General features: G+C 60.4%; 12 protein-coding genes. 8 read left to right on the forward strand and 4 right to left on the reverse strand.

The window, feature by feature from the left end; all coding sequences use genetic code 11:
* Positions 1 to 44: 44 nt before the first annotated feature.
* Positions 45 to 857, reverse strand: a complete 813-nt coding sequence (tcdA, locus tag AACY11_RS08910; protein ID WP_401160484.1) for a tRNA cyclic N6-threonylcarbamoyladenosine(37) synthase TcdA — start codon at positions 855 to 857, stop codon at positions 45 to 47.
* Between the two features lie 220 nt (positions 858 to 1,077).
* Here tcdA and AACY11_RS08915 point away from each other — a divergent pair, with 220 nt between their 5' ends.
* The 4 genes from AACY11_RS08915 (at position 1,078) to AACY11_RS08930 (ending at position 6,323) form a co-directional block, all read left to right on the forward strand.
* Complete coding sequence (locus AACY11_RS08915; RefSeq protein WP_339464333.1) at positions 1,078 to 3,669, forward strand: glycosyltransferase; 2,592 nt, start codon at positions 1,078 to 1,080, stop codon at positions 3,667 to 3,669.
* Between the two features lie 240 nt (positions 3,670 to 3,909).
* The gene (dapE, locus tag AACY11_RS08920) at positions 3,910 to 5,061 is read left to right on the forward strand and encodes a succinyl-diaminopimelate desuccinylase (RefSeq protein ID WP_339430533.1); all 1,152 of its coding nucleotides are present in this window, start codon (positions 3,910 to 3,912) and stop codon (positions 5,059 to 5,061) included.
* The gene (locus AACY11_RS08925) at positions 5,061 to 5,870 is read left to right on the forward strand and encodes a putative RNA methyltransferase (RefSeq protein ID WP_339430532.1); all 810 of its coding nucleotides are present in this window, start codon (positions 5,061 to 5,063) and stop codon (positions 5,868 to 5,870) included. The genes dapE and AACY11_RS08925 overlap by 1 nt, the downstream gene beginning before the upstream one ends.
* 75 nt (positions 5,871 to 5,945) lie before the next feature.
* Positions 5,946 to 6,323 carry a hypothetical protein gene (locus AACY11_RS08930; RefSeq protein WP_339430531.1) on the forward strand — a complete coding sequence of 126 codons (378 nt, stop codon included), beginning with the start codon at positions 5,946 to 5,948 and terminating at the stop codon, positions 6,321 to 6,323.
* Positions 6,324 to 6,399: 76 nt separating this feature from the next.
* Here the strand turns inward: AACY11_RS08930 and AACY11_RS08935 are convergent, their stop codons facing one another.
* Positions 6,400 to 6,609 (reverse strand): cold-shock protein, encoded by a 210-nt coding sequence (locus AACY11_RS08935; RefSeq protein WP_007908870.1) that lies wholly within the window; start codon positions 6,607 to 6,609, stop codon positions 6,400 to 6,402.
* Positions 6,610 to 6,847: 238 nt separating this feature from the next.
* On the opposite strand from AACY11_RS08935, the gene plsB reads away from it, so the two are divergent.
* The 3 genes from plsB to AACY11_RS08950 all read left to right on the forward strand — a co-directional run bounded on the left by plsB (position 6,848) and on the right by AACY11_RS08950 (position 10,581).
* Entirely contained in the window at positions 6,848 to 9,349 is a 2,502-nt protein-coding gene (plsB, locus tag AACY11_RS08940; RefSeq protein WP_339494453.1) for a glycerol-3-phosphate 1-O-acyltransferase PlsB, read from the forward strand.
* A gap of 116 nt (positions 9,350 to 9,465) precedes the next feature.
* Complete coding sequence (locus tag AACY11_RS08945) at positions 9,466 to 9,864, forward strand: YbaY family lipoprotein (RefSeq protein ID WP_339464328.1); 399 nt, start codon at positions 9,466 to 9,468, stop codon at positions 9,862 to 9,864.
* Positions 9,865 to 9,891: 27 nt separating this feature from the next.
* Positions 9,892 to 10,581, forward strand: coding sequence for a DUF4197 domain-containing protein (locus tag AACY11_RS08950; protein WP_339494455.1), 690 nt, complete (start codon positions 9,892 to 9,894; stop codon positions 10,579 to 10,581).
* A 575-nt stretch (positions 10,582 to 11,156) separates the two neighbouring features.
* Here AACY11_RS08950 and AACY11_RS08955 read toward each other — a convergent pair.
* Together AACY11_RS08955 and AACY11_RS08960 are read right to left on the reverse strand one after the other, a co-directional pair.
* A complete protein-coding gene (locus AACY11_RS08955; RefSeq protein WP_339494457.1) occupies positions 11,157 to 14,225 on the reverse strand; it encodes an efflux RND transporter permease subunit in 3,069 nt (1,022 codons plus the stop codon).
* A 6-nt stretch (positions 14,226 to 14,231) separates the two neighbouring features.
* The gene (locus AACY11_RS08960; RefSeq protein WP_339494459.1) at positions 14,232 to 15,344 is read right to left on the reverse strand and encodes an efflux RND transporter periplasmic adaptor subunit; all 1,113 of its coding nucleotides are present in this window, start codon (positions 15,342 to 15,344) and stop codon (positions 14,232 to 14,234) included.
* Between the two features lie 94 nt (positions 15,345 to 15,438).
* On the opposite strand from AACY11_RS08960, the gene AACY11_RS08965 reads away from it, so the two are divergent.
* Positions 15,439 to 16,074 (forward strand): TetR/AcrR family transcriptional regulator, encoded by a 636-nt coding sequence (locus AACY11_RS08965; RefSeq protein ID WP_339494461.1) that lies wholly within the window; start codon positions 15,439 to 15,441, stop codon positions 16,072 to 16,074.
* The last annotated feature ends 9 nt before the right edge of the window (positions 16,075 to 16,083 follow it).

A 16,083-nucleotide genomic window follows, 5' to 3' on the forward strand; every position in this document is an offset into this window, starting at 1 on the left:
ATCCCAATGCGGGCTTGCTCGCGAAGGGGCCATCAGCCTCTGCATCAAACCTGAGGTTTGACTCGGTCAGCCGGGCGCCGAACACCCGCCACAAGCTTGTCCACAGCCTTGGTTGCCGCGACCATGCCAAACGTCGCCGTCACCATCATCACCGCGCCAAATCCACCGGCACAGTCCAGTTTGACGCCGTCGCCGACAAAGCTCTTCTGCAAACAAATGCTGCCGTCAGGCTTCGGATAGCGCAGTTGTTCGGTGGAGAACACGCACGGCACGCTGTAGTGACGGGTCACGGTGCGCGAAAAACCGTAATCGCGGCGCAACGTAGAGCGCACTTTCGAGGCCAACGGATCATTGAACGTGCGGTTCAGGTCGCAGACCTGAATCAGCGTCGGGTCAATCTGCCCGCCCGCGCCGCCCGTGGTGATGATCTGGATCTTGCGGCGTTTGCACCAGGCGATCAACGCAGCCTTGGCGTTGACCGCGTCGATGCAGTCGATCACGCAGTCGATGTTTGGCGTGATGTATTCGGCCATCGTGTCGCGGGTGACGAAATCCGCCACCGCGTGCACGGTGCAGTCGGGATTGATCCCGCGCAGGCGCTCGGCCATGACCTCGACTTTGGGTTTGCCGACGGTGCTGTCCAGCGCATGCAACTGCCGGTTGGCGTTGCTGACGCAGACGTCGTCCAGGTCGAACAGCGAGATTTCACCCACGCCGCAACGGGCCATGGCTTCCGCCGCCCAGGAACCGACGCCGCCGACGCCGACGATCGCCACATGGGCGGCGCGCAGACGCTCCAGGCCTTCGATGCCATACAAACGGGCGATGCCTGCAAACCGTGGATCTTCTGTACTCATGACCATTACCCCAAAAACCGGCGCGCATTATAGGGCTACGCAGCGACAAGTTTTAAGCTTCAAGCTACAAGTGTAAGAACTTAAGTCAACGCCGGTTGCCCAATGTCAGTCATTTCCCTGTCCGATGTACGACTGGCGAACTGCCGGTGTAGGATGCGCGCCCCTCTGGCGTACAGCCGACCGATCCTCCGTTCCACAGCCTTTGGAACCCGAAACAGCTATGTCATCGCGTAAATTTGGACTCAACCTGGTGGTGGTTCTGGCAATCGCCGCCCTGTTCACCGGTTTCTGGGCGCTGATCAATCGCCCGGTTTCTGCACCGAACTGGCCGGAGCAGATCGCCGGTTTCTCTTATTCGCCATTTCAGCAGGGACAATACCCACAGAAGGATCAGTATCCGTCTGATGAGGAGATGCGCCGCGACCTGGAGATCATGAGCAAGCTGACGGACAACATCCGCATCTACTCGGTCGACGGCTCCCTGCAAGACATCCCGAAACTGGCTGAAGAATTCGGTTTACGCGTGACCCTCGGGATCTGGATAAGCCCCGATCAGGAACGTAACGAGCGGGAGATCCAGCGTGCCATCGAACTGGCCAACACTTCGCGCAGCGTGGTTCGGGTGGTGGTCGGTAACGAGGCGATTTTCCGCAAGGAAATCACTGCCGAGCAACTGAGCGTGTTGCTTGATCGCGTACGCGCAGCCGTGAAAGTGCCGGTGACCACCTCCGAGCAATGGCACGTTTGGGAAGAACACCCGGAACTGGCCAAGCACGTTGACCTGATCGCCGCGCACGTGCTGCCGTACTGGGAATTCATTCCCGTCGACAAGGCCGGACAGTTCGTTTTCGACCGTGCCCGCGACCTGAAAAAGATGTTCCCGAAAAAACCGCTGCTGCTGTCCGAAGTGGGCTGGCCGAGCAACGGTCGCATGCGCGGTGGCGCCGACGCGTCGCCGGCGGATCAGGCGATCTACCTGCGCACGCTGGTCAACAAACTCAACCGCCAGGGCTTCAACTACTTCGTGATCGAAGCCTTTGATCAGCCGTGGAAGGCCAGTGACGAGGGGTCGGTCGGCGCGTACTGGGGCGTGTTCAACGCGGCGCGTCAGCAAAAATTCAACTTTGAAGGCCCAGTGGTGGCGATTCCGCAATGGCGCGTGCTGGCCATCGGTTCGGTGGTGCTGGCGCTGCTCTCGCTGACGCTGCTGATGATCGACGGCTCGGCCCTGCGCCAGCGTGGCCGTACCTTCCTGACCTTTATCGCGTTCCTCTGCGGTTCGGTTCTGGTGTGGATCGGTTACGACTACAGCCAGCAATACAGCACCTGGTTCAGCCTGACGGTGGGTTTCCTCCTGGCGCTGGGTGCGCTCGGGGTGTTCATCGTGTTGCTCACCGAGGCACATGAACTGGCCGAAGCGGTGTGGACTCACAAGCGCCGACGAGAATTCCTGCCGGTGATCGGCGATTCGGACTACCGACCTAAAGTGTCGATCCATGTGCCTTGCTACAACGAGCCGCCGGAGATGGTCAAACAGACCCTCAACGCCTTGGCCAACCTCGACTATCCGGACTTCGAAGTCCTGATCATCGACAACAACACCAAGGACCCGGCGGTGTGGGAACCGGTGCGCGACTACTGCGCAACCCTCGGCCCGCGCTTCAAGTTCTTCCATGTAGCGCCGTTGGCAGGTTTCAAGGGCGGCGCGCTGAACTACCTGATCCCGCACACCGCCAAGGACGCCGAAGTGATCGCCGTGATCGACTCCGATTACTGCGTGCACCCTGACTGGCTCAAGCACATGGTGCCGCACTTCGCCGATCCGAAAATCGCCGTGGTGCAGTCGCCGCAGGATTATCGCGACCAGAACGAAAGCACCTTCAAGAAACTCTGCTACGCCGAGTACAAAGGTTTTTTCCACATCGGCATGGTCACCCGTAATGACCGTGACGCGATCATCCAGCATGGCACCATGACCATGACCCGTCGCTCGGTTCTGGAAGAACTGGGCTGGGCCGACTGGTGCATCTGTGAAGACGCCGAACTGGGTCTGCGCGTGTTCGAAAAAGGCCTGTCGGCGGCGTATTACCACGACAGCTACGGCAAAGGTCTGATGCCGGACACCTTCATCGACTTCAAGAAGCAGCGTTTCCGCTGGGCCTATGGCGCCATCCAGATCATCAAGCGCCATACCCGCAGTCTGCTGCGCGGCCAGGACACCGAACTGACTCGCGGCCAGCGCTACCACTTCCTCGCGGGCTGGTTGCCGTGGGTCGCGGACGGGATGAACATTTTCTTCACCATCGGCGCTTTGTTGTGGTCGGCGGCGATGATCATCGTGCCGCAACGGGTCGACCCGCCGCTGCTGATTTTCGCAATCCCGCCGCTGGCGCTGTTCGTGTTCAAGGTCGGCAAGATCATCTTCCTGTATCGCCGCGCGGTGGGCGTGAACCTCAAGGATGCGTTCTGTGCGGCACTGGCCGGGCTGGCGTTGTCGCACACCATCGCCAAAGCGGTGCTGTACGGCTTCTTCACCAGCAGCATTCCGTTCTTCCGCACGCCGAAAAACGCCGACAACCACGGCTTCTGGGTGGCGATTTCCGAAGCGCGGGAAGAGCTGTTCATCATGCTGCTGTTGTGGGGCGCGGCGCTGGGGATCTTCCTGGTGCAAGGCATTCCGAGCAACGACATGCGCTTCTGGGTGGCGATGCTGCTGGTGCAGTCGCTGCCGTATCTGGCGGCGCTGATCATGGCGTTCCTGTCGTCACTGCCAAAACCTGCCGCGACGCCTGAGCCGGCACCGGTCGTCTAAATACTCATCGATGCACTAAACGGCGGCCAATGGTCGCCGTTTTGCTTTAAGATAACCGCCATTTTGCGGGGCTTGGCGTGATACGCGGTCTGACTGACCGGACTGTATCCCTGTGGGAGCGGGCTTGCTCGCGAATGCGGTGTGTCATTAAAAGTTGATGTTGACTGGCACAATGCATTCGCGAGCAAGCCCGCTCCCACATTTAGTCCGCGCCCACATTCATGATCTTCGGAGTTCTCCATGACGGCCCACGCCGACCTTTCGCCGACCCTCCAACTCGCCATCGACCTGATCCGCCGTCCGTCCGTGACGCCGGTCGACGCCGATTGCCAGAAGCAGATGATGCAGCGCCTGGGCGATGCCGGTTTCACGCTGGAGCCGATGCGCATCGAAGATGTGGATAACTTCTGGGCCATCCACGGCAACAACGACGGCCCGGTGCTGTGCTTCGCCGGTCACACCGACGTGGTGCCGACCGGCCCGGTGACCGCCTGGCAGATCGATCCGTTCAATGCGGTGATCGATGAACACGGCATGCTCTGCGGCCGTGGCGCGGCAGACATGAAAGGCAGCCTGGCGTCGATGACCGTGGCCGCTGAGCGTTTCGTTGCCGATTACCCGAATCACAAGGGCAAGGTCGCGTTTCTGATCACCAGCGACGAAGAAGGCCCGGCGCACCACGGCACCAAGGCTGTGATTGAGCGTCTGGCGGCGCGCAAAGAGCGTCTGGACTGGTGCATCGTCGGCGAACCGTCGAGCACCACACTGGTGGGCGACGTGGTGAAAAACGGCCGTCGCGGCTCGCTTGGCGCCAAACTCACCATCAAAGGCATTCAGGGCCACGTCGCCTACCCGCATCTGGCGAAGAACCCGATTCACCTCGCGGCGCCGGCCCTGGCTGAACTGGCCGCCGAGCATTGGGACCACGGCAACGACTTCTTCCCGCCGACCAGTTTCCAGATTTCCAACGTCAACTCCGGCACCGGCGCGACCAACGTGATTCCGGGCGATCTGGTCGCGGTGTTCAACTTCCGCTTCTCCACCGAATCGACCGTTGAAGGCCTGCAAAAGCGCGTGGCCGACATCCTCGACAAGCATGATCTGGACTGGCACATCGACTGGGCGCTGTCCGGCCTGCCGTTCCTCACCGAGCCGGGCGCGCTGCTCGACGCGGTGTCGTCGAGCATCAAGGACATCACCGGCCGCGAGACCAAGGCGTCCACCAGCGGCGGCACGTCCGATGGCCGTTTCATCGCGACCATGGGCACCCAAGTCGTTGAGCTGGGCCCGGTCAACGCGACCATTCACCAGGTCAACGAGCGTGTGCTGGCGGCCGATCTCGACGTGCTGACCGAGATCTACTACCAGACCCTGATCAAGTTGCTCGCCTGATGCTGGCATGCCCGATCTGCAGTGAGCCGCTGAACGCGGTAGACAACGGCGTGGTCTGCCCCGCCGGGCATCGCTTCGACCGTGCGCGCCAGGGTTACTTGAACCTGTTGCCGGTGCAGCACAAAAACAGCCGCGACCCTGGCGACAATCAGGCGATGGTCGAGGCGCGCCGCGACTTCTTGAACGCCGGGCATTACGCGCCGGTGGCCAAGCGTCTGGCCGAGCTGGCAGCGAGTTACGCACCGGCGCGCTGGGTCGATATCGGTTGTGGCGAGGGTTACTACACCGCGCAAATCGCCGAAGCCCTGCCGGATGCCGATGGCTACGCGCTGGATATCTCCCGCGAAGCCGTCAAGCGCGCCTGCAAACGCAATCCGCAACTGACCTGGTTGATCGCCAGCATGGCCCGCGTGCCATTGGCGGCGGGCAGTTGCCAGTTTCTCGCCAGCGTTTTCAGTCCGCTGGACTGGGAAGAGGCCAAGCGCCTGCTCAGCGTCGGTGGCGGCCTGATGAAAGTCGGCCCGACCAGCGGCCATCTGATGGAACTGCGCGAACGTCTTTACGACGAGGTTCGCGAATACACCGACGACAAGCATCTGGCCTTGGTGCCGTCAGGCATGGCACTGGCACACAGTGAGACGTTGGAGTTCAAGCTGACGCTGGACAAACCCGAGGATCGCGCCAACCTCCTGGCGATGACACCCCACGGCTGGCGCGCCAGTGCCGAACGCCGCACGGCGGTGATCGAACAGGCCGAGCCGTTCGTGACCACCGTGTCGATGCGCTACGATTATTTCGTTCTTCAATAACTTTTGGTCTCGGGCAAGTGCCCGGGGCCGGCTAAATCCGCGAATGGATTTTTCAGACCCGCAGTGAGGACATCCATGCGCCAACCGGATATCGAGATTTACCTGAAAGACGCCGACGTCGACCACAAAGCCATTTCCGCCTGGCTCGGTGAAGCGTTGGGCCCGTGCAGCGACTGGGTACAGAAAGGCCAGACCTACAAGTGCAAGGCCGGCAACATCCCGGTGACCTGGCTGCCCAAAGCCGTGGGCAAGTGGAACAGCCTGTACCTGGAAAGCGATGCGACCCCATGGGACGACGACATCGCCTGCGCCCGCGCCGCGTTTGCTGCGCTGAACGTCGAAGTGCGTTGTGCACCGGGGACGTGGGTCGAGGAAGAAGGCGAGGAAACGGCGGATCGCTGGATGCGCATCAGCGCTGATGGTGAAGAAGAGATCACCTGGAAAACCGCGTAACACCAGCAATACAGCCCCCAATGTGGGAGCGGGCTTGCTCGCTCCCACAATGGTTTTAGCGTTCTGAAGGTTTGCGTTACAGACCCACAACATCCTCAGCCTGCAACCCCTTCTCGCCGGTGATCACCGCATACTCGACCTGCTGGCCTTCGGTCAGCGACCGATGCCCTTCGCCGCGAATCGCGCGGTAGTGCACGAACACGTCCACCCCGTCTTCGCGCTGAATGAAGCCGTAGCCCTTGGCGTCGTTGAACCACTTCACGTTTCCGGTTTCACGTGTTGCCATCTGTTCATACTCCTTTTTTATTATTGAACAGGCTTTTCGCAGGAAAGCCTTTGAGGAACGTCAGCCTGCGTCCGACGTCCATAAAAGGGCCCCGGCGACAGACCGCCGAGTATATGACAGGAGCGAAAAGTCTCAACAGGAGATTACTTCGCCGCTTTTTTGCCGATTTTCGATGAATCCGGCAAACTGTCGACCGCCCGAGCAAACGCTCGGTTTTATTCACTCACGCAGAAGCCGTATGACCCGTTCCCCGTTCCGCCGTCTTGTGTTTGGCACCTTGCGCCGACTGTTGTACCTCTGGGTTCGCTCCGAGACGATCAATCAGTCGTCGTTCACCCTCAACCTCGACCGCAGTCGTCCGGTGTTCTACGTCCTGCAAAACCCATCGCTCACCGACCTGGCAGTGGTCGATACCGAGTGCACCAAGGCCGGCCTGCCTCGCCCGGTGCTGCCGGTGTCGATCGGTTCGTTGATCGAACCGGCGGCGTTCTTTTACCTGACGCCAGACCCGGACTGGCTCGGCCGTCAGGACAAACGCGGCGCGCCGCCGACCCTGACCCGCCTGGTCAGCGCCCTCACCCAGAACGCCGCCGAAGATGCGCAAATCATCCCGGTCAGCGTGTTCTGGGGGCAGTCGCCGGACAGCGAGTCGAGCCCGTGGAAATTGTTGTTCGCCGACAGTTGGGCGGTCACCGGACGTCTGCGCCGGCTGCTGAGCATCATCGTGCTGGGGCGTAAAACCCGTGTGCAATTCTCTGCGCCGATCCACTTGCGCGAGCTGATCGAACACAACAAGGGCCACGAGCGCACCGTACGCATGGCCCAGCGCATCCTGCGCGTGCACTTTCGCAACCTCAAAGCGGCGGTGATCGGCCCGGACATTTCCCACCGCCGCAACCTCGTCAAAGGCCTGCTCAACCAGCCACTGGTCAAGCAAGCGATCCTTGATGAGGCCGAGCGCGAAAACATCTCCCCGGAAAAAGCCAAGGCCCAAGCCCTGCGCTACGGCAACGAGATCGCTTCGGACTACACCTACACCGCGATCCGCTTCCTCGAAGTGGTGCTGAGCTGGTTCTGGAACAAGATCTACGACGGCATCAAGGTCAACCACATCGAAGGCGTGCAGAAGGTCGCCCAGGGCCACGAAGTGATCTACGTGCCGTGCCACCGCAGCCACATCGACTACCTACTGCTCTCGTACTTGCTGTTCCGCAACGGCCTGACCCCGCCGCACATCGCCGCCGGGATCAACCTCAACATGCCGGTGATCGGCAGCCTGCTGCGCCGTGGCGGTGCGTTCTTCATGCGCCGCACGTTCAAGGGCAATCCGCTGTACACCTCGGTGTTCAACGAATACCTGCACACCCTGTTCACCAAAGGCTTCCCGGTCGAGTACTTCGTCGAAGGCGGCCGCTCGCGCACCGGGCGCATGCTGCAACCGAAAACCGGGATGCTCGCGATTACGATGCGCAGCTTCCTGCGCTCCTCGCGCATGCCGATCGTGTTTGTGCCGGTGTACATCGGTTATGAACGCGTGCTGGAGGGCCGCACCTACCTGGGCGAACTGCGGGGTGCGAGCAAGAAGAAAGAGTCGATCTTCGACATCTTCAAAGTCATCGGCGCGCTCAAGCAACGTTTCGGTCAGGTGGCCGTCAACTTCGGCGAACCGATCAAACTGGCGCAATTCCTCGATGCCGAGCAACCGGGCTGGCGCCAACAGGAACTTGGCCCGCAGTACAAACCCGCGTGGCTCAACGCGACCACCCATCGCCTCGGTGAGAAAGTCGCCCAGCACCTCAACGAAGCGGCAGCGATCAACCCGGTCAACCTGGTGGCACTGGCGCTTCTGTCGACCAGCCGCCTGGCACTGGACGATCGGGCCATGGCGCGCGTGCTGGATCTGTATCTGGCCCTGCTGCGCAAAGTCCCGTACTCGCCACACACCACCCTGCCGGAAGGTGATGGCCGTGCGCTGATCGAACATGTGAAGGACATGGACCTGCTGTCCGAGCAAAGCGATGCGCTGGGCAAGATTCTCTATCTGGACGAGCAGAACGCCGTCCTGATGACCTACTACCGCAACAACGTGCTGCACATCTTTGCCCTGCCGGCGCTGCTGGCGAGTTTCTTCCAGAGCACCTCGCGCATGAGCCGCGAACAGATCCTGCGCTACACCCGCGCGCTGTATCCGTACTTACAGTCGGAGCTGTTCATCCGCTGGAGCCTGGACGAACTCGATGCCGTGGTCGATCAGTGGCTGGAAGCATTTGTCGAGCAAGGTCTGCTGCGTTTCGAGAAAGACGTCTACCTGCGTCCGGCGCCAAGTTCGCGGCATTTCGTATTGCTGACGCTGCTGTCGAAGAGCATTGCGCAGACCCTGCAACGTTTCTACATGACCGTGTCGCTGCTGCTCAACGCCGGCCAGAACGCCGTCAGCGCCGAAGAACTGGAAGACCTCTGCACGGTCATGGCTCAGCGCCTGTCGATCCTGCATGGCCTCAACGCCCCGGAGTTTTTCGACAAGAGCCTGTTCCGCCACTTCATCCAGACCCTGCTCGACCTCGACGTGCTGCGCCGCGACGAAGCGGGCAAATTGAGCTACCACGAACTGCTCGGCGAACTGGCCGAAGGTGCGGCCAAACGCGTGTTGCCGGCGGACATTCGTTTGTCGATCCGTCAGGTGGCGCTGCATCGCAGTGAAGATGCGGCCGACCAAGTCGCCACACCGCCCGAGACCTGATGAAAACCCTGTGGAAGCGGGCTTGCTCGCGAAAGCGGTTCAACATTCAACATCGCTGTTGAGTGTCACACCGCCTTCGCGAGCAAGCCCGCTCCCACAATGAAAGGAGATTTGCCATGAAAAAACTGACTATTCTCGCTGCTGCTGCCCTGCTCAGCGCCTGCCAATCGACCACTCCCGCCGGCAAGGTCAGCCTCGACGGCGAAGTGTTCTACCTGCAACGCATCGCCCTGCCACCGAGCGCAACGCTGAGCGTGAGCCTGCAAGACGTTTCACTGGCCGACGCCCCAGCCGTTGTACTCGATGAACAGAAAGGCCCGGTCAAAGGGCAGGTGCCGCTGCCGTTCCACTTGAGCTACGATCCGGGGCAGGTCAAACCCGGCCACCGTTACTCGGTCAGCGCACGCATTGAAGTGAACGGCGAACTGATGTTCATCACCACCGAAAACCATGCCGTGCAACTGGACGGCAACGATCCGCAGCCGCTGAAAATCCGCGTTGACGCCGCGCGTTAATTCATTTTCTGAAACAAGGAAGCCGCCATGCTCCGTTCCACCTTTCGCTTCGCCGGCCTGTGCGCCGGCCTGATGATCTGCGCCAGCGCCATGGCCCTGTCACTCAGCGACCTGTCACAAAACGACGCCACCGGCGGCCTCAAGGACGCCTTGACCCAAGGCGCACAACTGGCCGTCAAACAATTAGGTACCCCGGGCGGTTTCAGCAACAACCCGGACGTGAAAATCGAACTGCCGGGTAAACTCGGCAAAGTCGCCGGCAAGATGAAAGCCTTCGGCATGGGCGCCCAGGTCGAAGAACTGGAAACCGCGATGAACAAAGCCGCGGAAAGCGCCGTGACCCAGGCCCAGCCGATCCTCGTCGACGCCGTGAAAAAAATGAGCGTGGCCGACGCCAAAGGCATCCTCAGCGGCGGCAACGACTCGGCCACACAGTACCTGGACAAATCCAGCCGCGAACAGATCCGTGCCAAGTTCCTGCCAATCGTCAAACAAGCCACCGACAAGGTCGGCGTGGCGCAGAAATACAACACCTTCGCCGGCCAGGCCGCGACCTTCGGCGTCGTCGACGCCAAGAGCGCCAACGTCGAAAACTACGTCACCGAGCAAGCACTTAACGGCCTGTTCGAGATGATCGGTAAACAGGAAGAAACCATCCGCAAAAACCCCGCCGCTGCTGCAACAAGTCTGGCGAAGAAGGTGTTTGGGACGCTGTAAGGTTCTGAACACCAAAAAGCCCGCTGAACGTCATACGTTCAGCGGGCTTTTTTGCAGGCGTCAGGTTTGCGGATCGACTTCGAGAAGTGCCAGCAGGCTGTCTCACACAATGGCATCGAGTGTCATCAGGTCGCAATCGGTCGGCTGTCAGGCCGCCATCGCTGGCAAACCCACACCGAAAAGCAAAAACACCACACACTAGCCCCGCGTCGCCCTTCACCACTCAACAGGATGAGCGTTAGCTCGGCTGCAGCTCTTGACGTACCGGCCCCTTCGGCAGGCTTCGTTTCGGGATTCATCCGGGGGTAGGCGCGCAGCGCCGTTCGACGAAGTCGAACACATCGAAAGGAGGTGCAGCGCAGCAAACCGGAGGCGATGCCCCCGGATGAAACCCGCAACGAAGGCACCCCGAGCCCCAGCGAGCGGGCCGTACGCCGGGGCCCAGCGTTTTGGTTCCTTTTGGGCGTTTGCAAAAGGGACTCGCTGTAAAAGCGAAACCGCCAGAGCCAGCACCCGAAGCAACGGATATTCACCAAGAACACCCACAGCATGGTCGGCCCAAAGGCCGCCAAGCCTCAAGCCTCCCGACGCACTCGGAACCAAGCCGCATACAACGCCGGCAAAAACAACAACGTCAGAGCCGTCGCCACAATCAACCCCCCCATGATCGCCACCGCCATCGGCCCAAAAAACACACTGCGCGACAACGGAATCATCGCCAGAACCGCCGCCAGAGCCGTCAACACAATCGGCCGAAAGCGCCGCACGGTAGCCTCGATAATCGCCTGCCAAGGCCTGAGCCCCGAGGCAATATCCTGCTCGATCTGATCCACCAGAATCACCGAGTTGCGCATGATCATCCCCGACAGCGCAATCGTCCCCAACATCGCCACAAATCCGAACGGCTGCCGAAACACCATCAAAAACAGCACCACCCCGATCAACCCCAACGGCGCCGTCAAAAACACCATCGCCGTGCGCGAAAAACTGCGCAGTTGCACCATCAGCAACGTCAGCACAACGACAATGAACATCGGCACCCCGGCGTTCACCGACTTCTGCCCCCGCTGCGAATCCTCCACCGTCCCACCGACATCCAGCAGATAACCGTCCGGCAACTCGGCACGAATCGAATCCAGCGTCGGCAGGATCTGTTTCACCAACGTCGCCGGTTGCTCCTTGTCATAAATGTCCGCGCGCACCGTCACGTTCGGCAGGCGGTTACGGTGCCAGATGATGCCTTCCTCAAAGCCGTATTCCAGCGTGGCCACTTGCGACAACGCGACGCTGCGGCCGTTGTCAGTCGGCACTGCCAGGCTCGGCAACAGCGACAGCTCAGTGCGCTCATGCACCGTGCCGCGCAGCAGAATCTCGATCAACTCGTTGTCTTCGCGATATTGGCTGACACTCGACCCGGTCAACGAACTCTGGAGGAATTTGGCCAGACTGGCTGTGCTCACCCCAAGTGCCCGAGCGCGATCCTGATCGATGTTCAGGTAGATCACTTTGCTCGGTTCTTCCCAGTCCAGATGCACATTGACCACATGGGGATTCTCGCGCACCTTGGCCGCCACCTTGCGGGCAAGCGCACGAACTTCTTCGATGTGCTCACCCGTGACGCGAAACTGCACCGGATACCCCACGGGCGGGCCATTTTCCAGACGTGTCACCCGCGAACGCAGCGCCGGAAACTGTTCGTTGAGCGTATCGATCAACCAGGTTCGCAGCGCTTCACGCTCTTCGATATTTTTGGCCAACACCACAAACTGGGCGAAGCTCGCCGCAGGCAGTTGCTGGTCCAGCGGCAAATAGAAACGCGGCGAACCGGTGCCGACATAGGCCACATAGTTATCGATGCCGGCATGCTCCTTGAGTATTGCTTCAAGCCGCTTGACCTCACCGGTGGTATTGGCCAACGAAGCGCCCTCGGCGAGTTTCAGATCGACCATCAATTCCAGTCGATTTGAGGCCGGGAAGAACTGCTGCGGCACGAAGCGGAACAACATCACCGACGCGATAAACAGCCCCAACGTCAGCACGATCACGGTTTTACGATGGACCACACACCACTCCACCAGACGTCGAACGCGCTGATAGAACGGTGTGCCATAAGGGTCCGACTGACCGTCCCCGGCACCGTGTTTGGCGGCATGAATTTTCGCCAGATCCGGCAGCAGTTTTTCACCCAGATACGGCACGAACACCACCGCTGCCACCCACGAAGCAAGCAGCGCGATGGTCACCACCTGGAAAATAGAGCGGGTGTACTCACCGGTGCCGGACTGCGCCGTGGCAATCGGCAGAAAGCCTGCGGCGGTAATCAGCGTTCCGGTGAGCATGGGGAACGCGGTGCTGGTCCAGGCGTAGCTCGCGGCCTTGATCCGGTCGAAGCCCTGTTCCATTTTGATCGCCATCATCTCCACGGCAATGATCGCGTCGTCCACCAGCAAGCCCAGCGCCAGAACCAGCGCACCGAGGGAGATTTTGTGCAGGCCGATACCCAGGTAATACATGCAGGCAAAGGTCATCGCCAAGACCAGCGGAATGGTCAGCGCCACGACCATGCCGGTGCGCACGCCCAAGGAGAAGAAGCTCACCAGCAACACAATCGCCAGCGCCTCGACCAACACCTGGACAAACTCGCCAACCCCGGTTTTCACTGCTGCCGGTTGGTCAGACACCTTGCGCAGTTGCATACCGGCCGGGAGGTTTTTCTGGATACGCGAGAACTCGCCTTCCAGCGCCTTACCCAGTACCAGAATGTCACCGCCGCCCTTCATCGCCACCGCCAGGCCGATCGCATCTTCGCCCATGAAGCGCATGCGCGGCGCCGGCGGATCGTTGAATCCACGCCGCACGTCGGCGACATCGCAGATACGGAACGTGCGATCACCGACCCGGATGGGGAAGTTCCTGATCTCATCGACCGTCTGAAAATTCCCCGAAACCCTTAGCTGCAAGCGCTCGGTAGGCGTCTCAAAGAAACCCGCCGTGGACACCGCATTCTGTTCCTCCAGCGCCTGTTGCACCGCCGCCAGCGGTAAACCGAGGGTGGCGAGTTTGACGTTCGACAGCTCGACCCAGATTTTCTCGTCCTGCAAACCGAGCAAATCGACCTTGCCGACATCCTTTACCCGTTGCAGCTGGATCTGGATGCGATCGGCGTAATCCTTGAGCACGGCGTAGTCGAAACCGTCGCCGGTCAGCGCGTAGATATTGCCGAAGGTCGTGCCAAATTCATCGTTGAAAAACGGCCCCTGAATGCCCGGCGGCAGCGTCTGGCGGATGTCGCTGATTTTCTTGCGTACCTGATACCAGAGATCGGGAATCTCCACCGAATGCATCGAGTCGCGCGCAATGAAGGTGACTTGAGACTCACCAGGACGAGAGAACGAAACAATGCGCTCGTACTCACCGGTTTCCATCAGTTTCTTTTCGATGCGTTCAGTGACCTGCCGTGAGACTTCCTGCGCGGTCGCCCCTGGCCAACGGGTTTGAATCACCATGGCCTTGAAGGTGAACGGCGGGTCTTCACTTTGGCCGAGTTTGGTGTAGGACAACGCACCGACGATGGCCAGCAAAAGCATCAGGAACAGTACGATCTGGCGATTACGCAGCGCCCATTCGGAAAGGTTGAAGCGCATCGGGACTTACTCCTTGTCCGCCAGATTGACCACACGGTTGGAACGATCCACGGGGCGCACCTGCTGCCCTTCGAGGAGCACATGCACGCCGGCAGCCACGACCCAGTCGCTGGCATTGAGGCCTTCGAGCACCGGCACGGTTTTTTCACCGAATGGGCCGACTCGCACGGGGGTCTTCTTCAAGGTGTTGTTGGCGCTGACGACCCAGACGTAGGTCGCACCGTTCTCGGCCGTCAGTGCCGAAAGCGGCACCGATAGCGACGCGGTATTGGCTGATTGCACGAACACACGCGCACTCTGGCCGAGTTCGGCCGGGACTTTGCCACTGGTGAAAGAGATACGGGCAGCGAAGGTGCGGGATTTGGGATCGGCGGATGGCGACAGCTCACGAATCTGCCCGGCGAAGCGCTGGTTCTGCTGCGTCCAGAGCTCTACGGTAACCGGCTGACCGACCTTGAACCTGCCAAAACTCTGTTCCGGCAGGCTGATCAGCACTTCACGCTCACCATCGGCGGCGAGTGTAAACACCGTCTGCCCTGCGGCGACCACCTGCCCCACTTCCACCGAGCGCTTGGCAACCACACCGTCCTGGGGCGCACGCAACACGGCGTAACTGGCCTGATTGGTCGAAACGTTGAATTGGGCTTTGATCTGTTTGAGGCGGGCTTCGCCGGAGCGATAAAGGTTTTCGGCGTTGTCGTAGGCCGAGCGGCTGACCATCTGCCGATCCATCAGCGTCTTGTAGCGGTCACGTTCGGCGCGCACCAGAGTGAGATTGGCCTCAGCGGCAGAGACTTGGGCGCGAGTCGCTTCCAGTTGCAGGCGTACGTCTTGGGGATCAAGTTCGGCGAGCGGCTGATCGGCCTTCACGCGCTGACCTTCCTCGACCAGTCGTCGGCTGACTTTTCCACCGATGCGGAACGCCAGATCAGGTTCGTAACGGGCGCGCACTTCGCCCGGATAGCTTTCCATCGTCTGCGCCGAAGGCTCTGGCTGCACCACCATCGCCGGTCGCACGGTAACGGGCGCTGCCTCTTCCTGGCCACATGCGGACAGTAAAAAAACCAGGCTGACTGGCAACGCAAATGGCCACGTGAGGTGCAGTGCATGGCGGGACATGGTGACGGACCTTTCGCTAATGGTGCTTGGAATAATTATACTGGCCGGTATGTTATTAATAGCAAACTCACCAGTCCAGTAATAAAAGCGAAGAATGTCGAACAATCTTGCAGTTCCAAACGGCCCGGGCCGCCCCAAGGATCTGGCCAAACGTCAGGCGATTCTCGATGCGGCGAAAATTCTGTTTCTGAGTCATGGCTATGCCAACACCAGCATGGACGCGGTGGCCGCCGAGGCCGGCGTGTCGAAGCTGACGGTCTACAGCCATTTCACCGATAAGGAGACACTGTTCTCCGCCGCCGTGGTGGCCAAATGCGAGGAACAATTACCGCCGTTGTTCTTCGAATTGCCGGACGGCATTGCCGTGGAAAATGTGTTGCTGAACATTGCCCGGGGCTTTCATCACCTGATCAACAGCAATGAATCGGTGAATCTGCATCGCCTGATCATGGCACTGGGCGCGCAGGATCCAAAACTGTCGCAGATTTTCTTTGAGGCCGGCCCCGAGCGCATGGTGCAAGGGATGGAGCGGCTGTTGACGCAGATCCACGAAAGCGGCGCGCTGAACATCGACCTGCCGCGTAACGCGGCTGAGCATTTCTTCTGCCTGATCAAGGGCGCGGGCAATTTTCGCTTGTTGTATGGCTGTGGGGAGCCGTTGACTGACGAGGCGGCGCAGAGCCATGTGCAGGAAGTCGTGGGATTGTTTATGCGGGCGTATCGGCCCTGAGTTTTGCGC

The sequence above is a fragment of the Pseudomonas sp. RA_105y_Pfl2_P56 genome, assembly GCF_963970845.1.
In the GTDB taxonomy this organism is placed as follows: Bacteria; Pseudomonadota; Gammaproteobacteria; order Pseudomonadales; family Pseudomonadaceae; genus Aquipseudomonas; species Aquipseudomonas baetica_A.

Bases quoted from the DNA above. Each gene is read 5' to 3' on its own strand.
- AACY11_RS08930 (WP_339430531.1), top strand. From the start codon at position 5,946: ATGCGCCAACCGGATATCGAGATTTACCTGAAAGACGCCGACGTCGAC.
- AACY11_RS08960 (WP_339494459.1), bottom strand. From the start codon at position 15,344: ATGTCCCGCCATGCACTGCACCTCACGTGGCCATTTGCGTTGCCAGTC.
- AACY11_RS08965 (WP_339494461.1), top strand. From the start codon at position 15,439: ATGTCGAACAATCTTGCAGTTCCAAACGGCCCGGGCCGCCCCAAGGAT.
- tcdA (WP_401160484.1), bottom strand. From the start codon at position 857: ATGAGTACAGAAGATCCACGGTTTGCAGGCATCGCCCGTTTGTATGGC.
- AACY11_RS08945 (WP_339464328.1), top strand. From the start codon at position 9,466: ATGAAAAAACTGACTATTCTCGCTGCTGCTGCCCTGCTCAGCGCCTGC.
- AACY11_RS08950 (WP_339494455.1), top strand. From the start codon at position 9,892: ATGCTCCGTTCCACCTTTCGCTTCGCCGGCCTGTGCGCCGGCCTGATG.
- AACY11_RS08935 (WP_007908870.1), bottom strand. From the start codon at position 6,609: ATGGCAACACGTGAAACCGGAAACGTGAAGTGGTTCAACGACGCCAAG.
- plsB (WP_339494453.1), top strand. From the start codon at position 6,848: ATGACCCGTTCCCCGTTCCGCCGTCTTGTGTTTGGCACCTTGCGCCGA.
- AACY11_RS08925 (WP_339430532.1), top strand. From the start codon at position 5,061: ATGCTGGCATGCCCGATCTGCAGTGAGCCGCTGAACGCGGTAGACAAC.
- AACY11_RS08915 (WP_339464333.1), top strand. From the start codon at position 1,078: ATGTCATCGCGTAAATTTGGACTCAACCTGGTGGTGGTTCTGGCAATC.
- dapE (WP_339430533.1), top strand. From the start codon at position 3,910: ATGACGGCCCACGCCGACCTTTCGCCGACCCTCCAACTCGCCATCGAC.
- AACY11_RS08955 (WP_339494457.1), bottom strand. From the start codon at position 14,225: ATGCGCTTCAACCTTTCCGAATGGGCGCTGCGTAATCGCCAGATCGTA.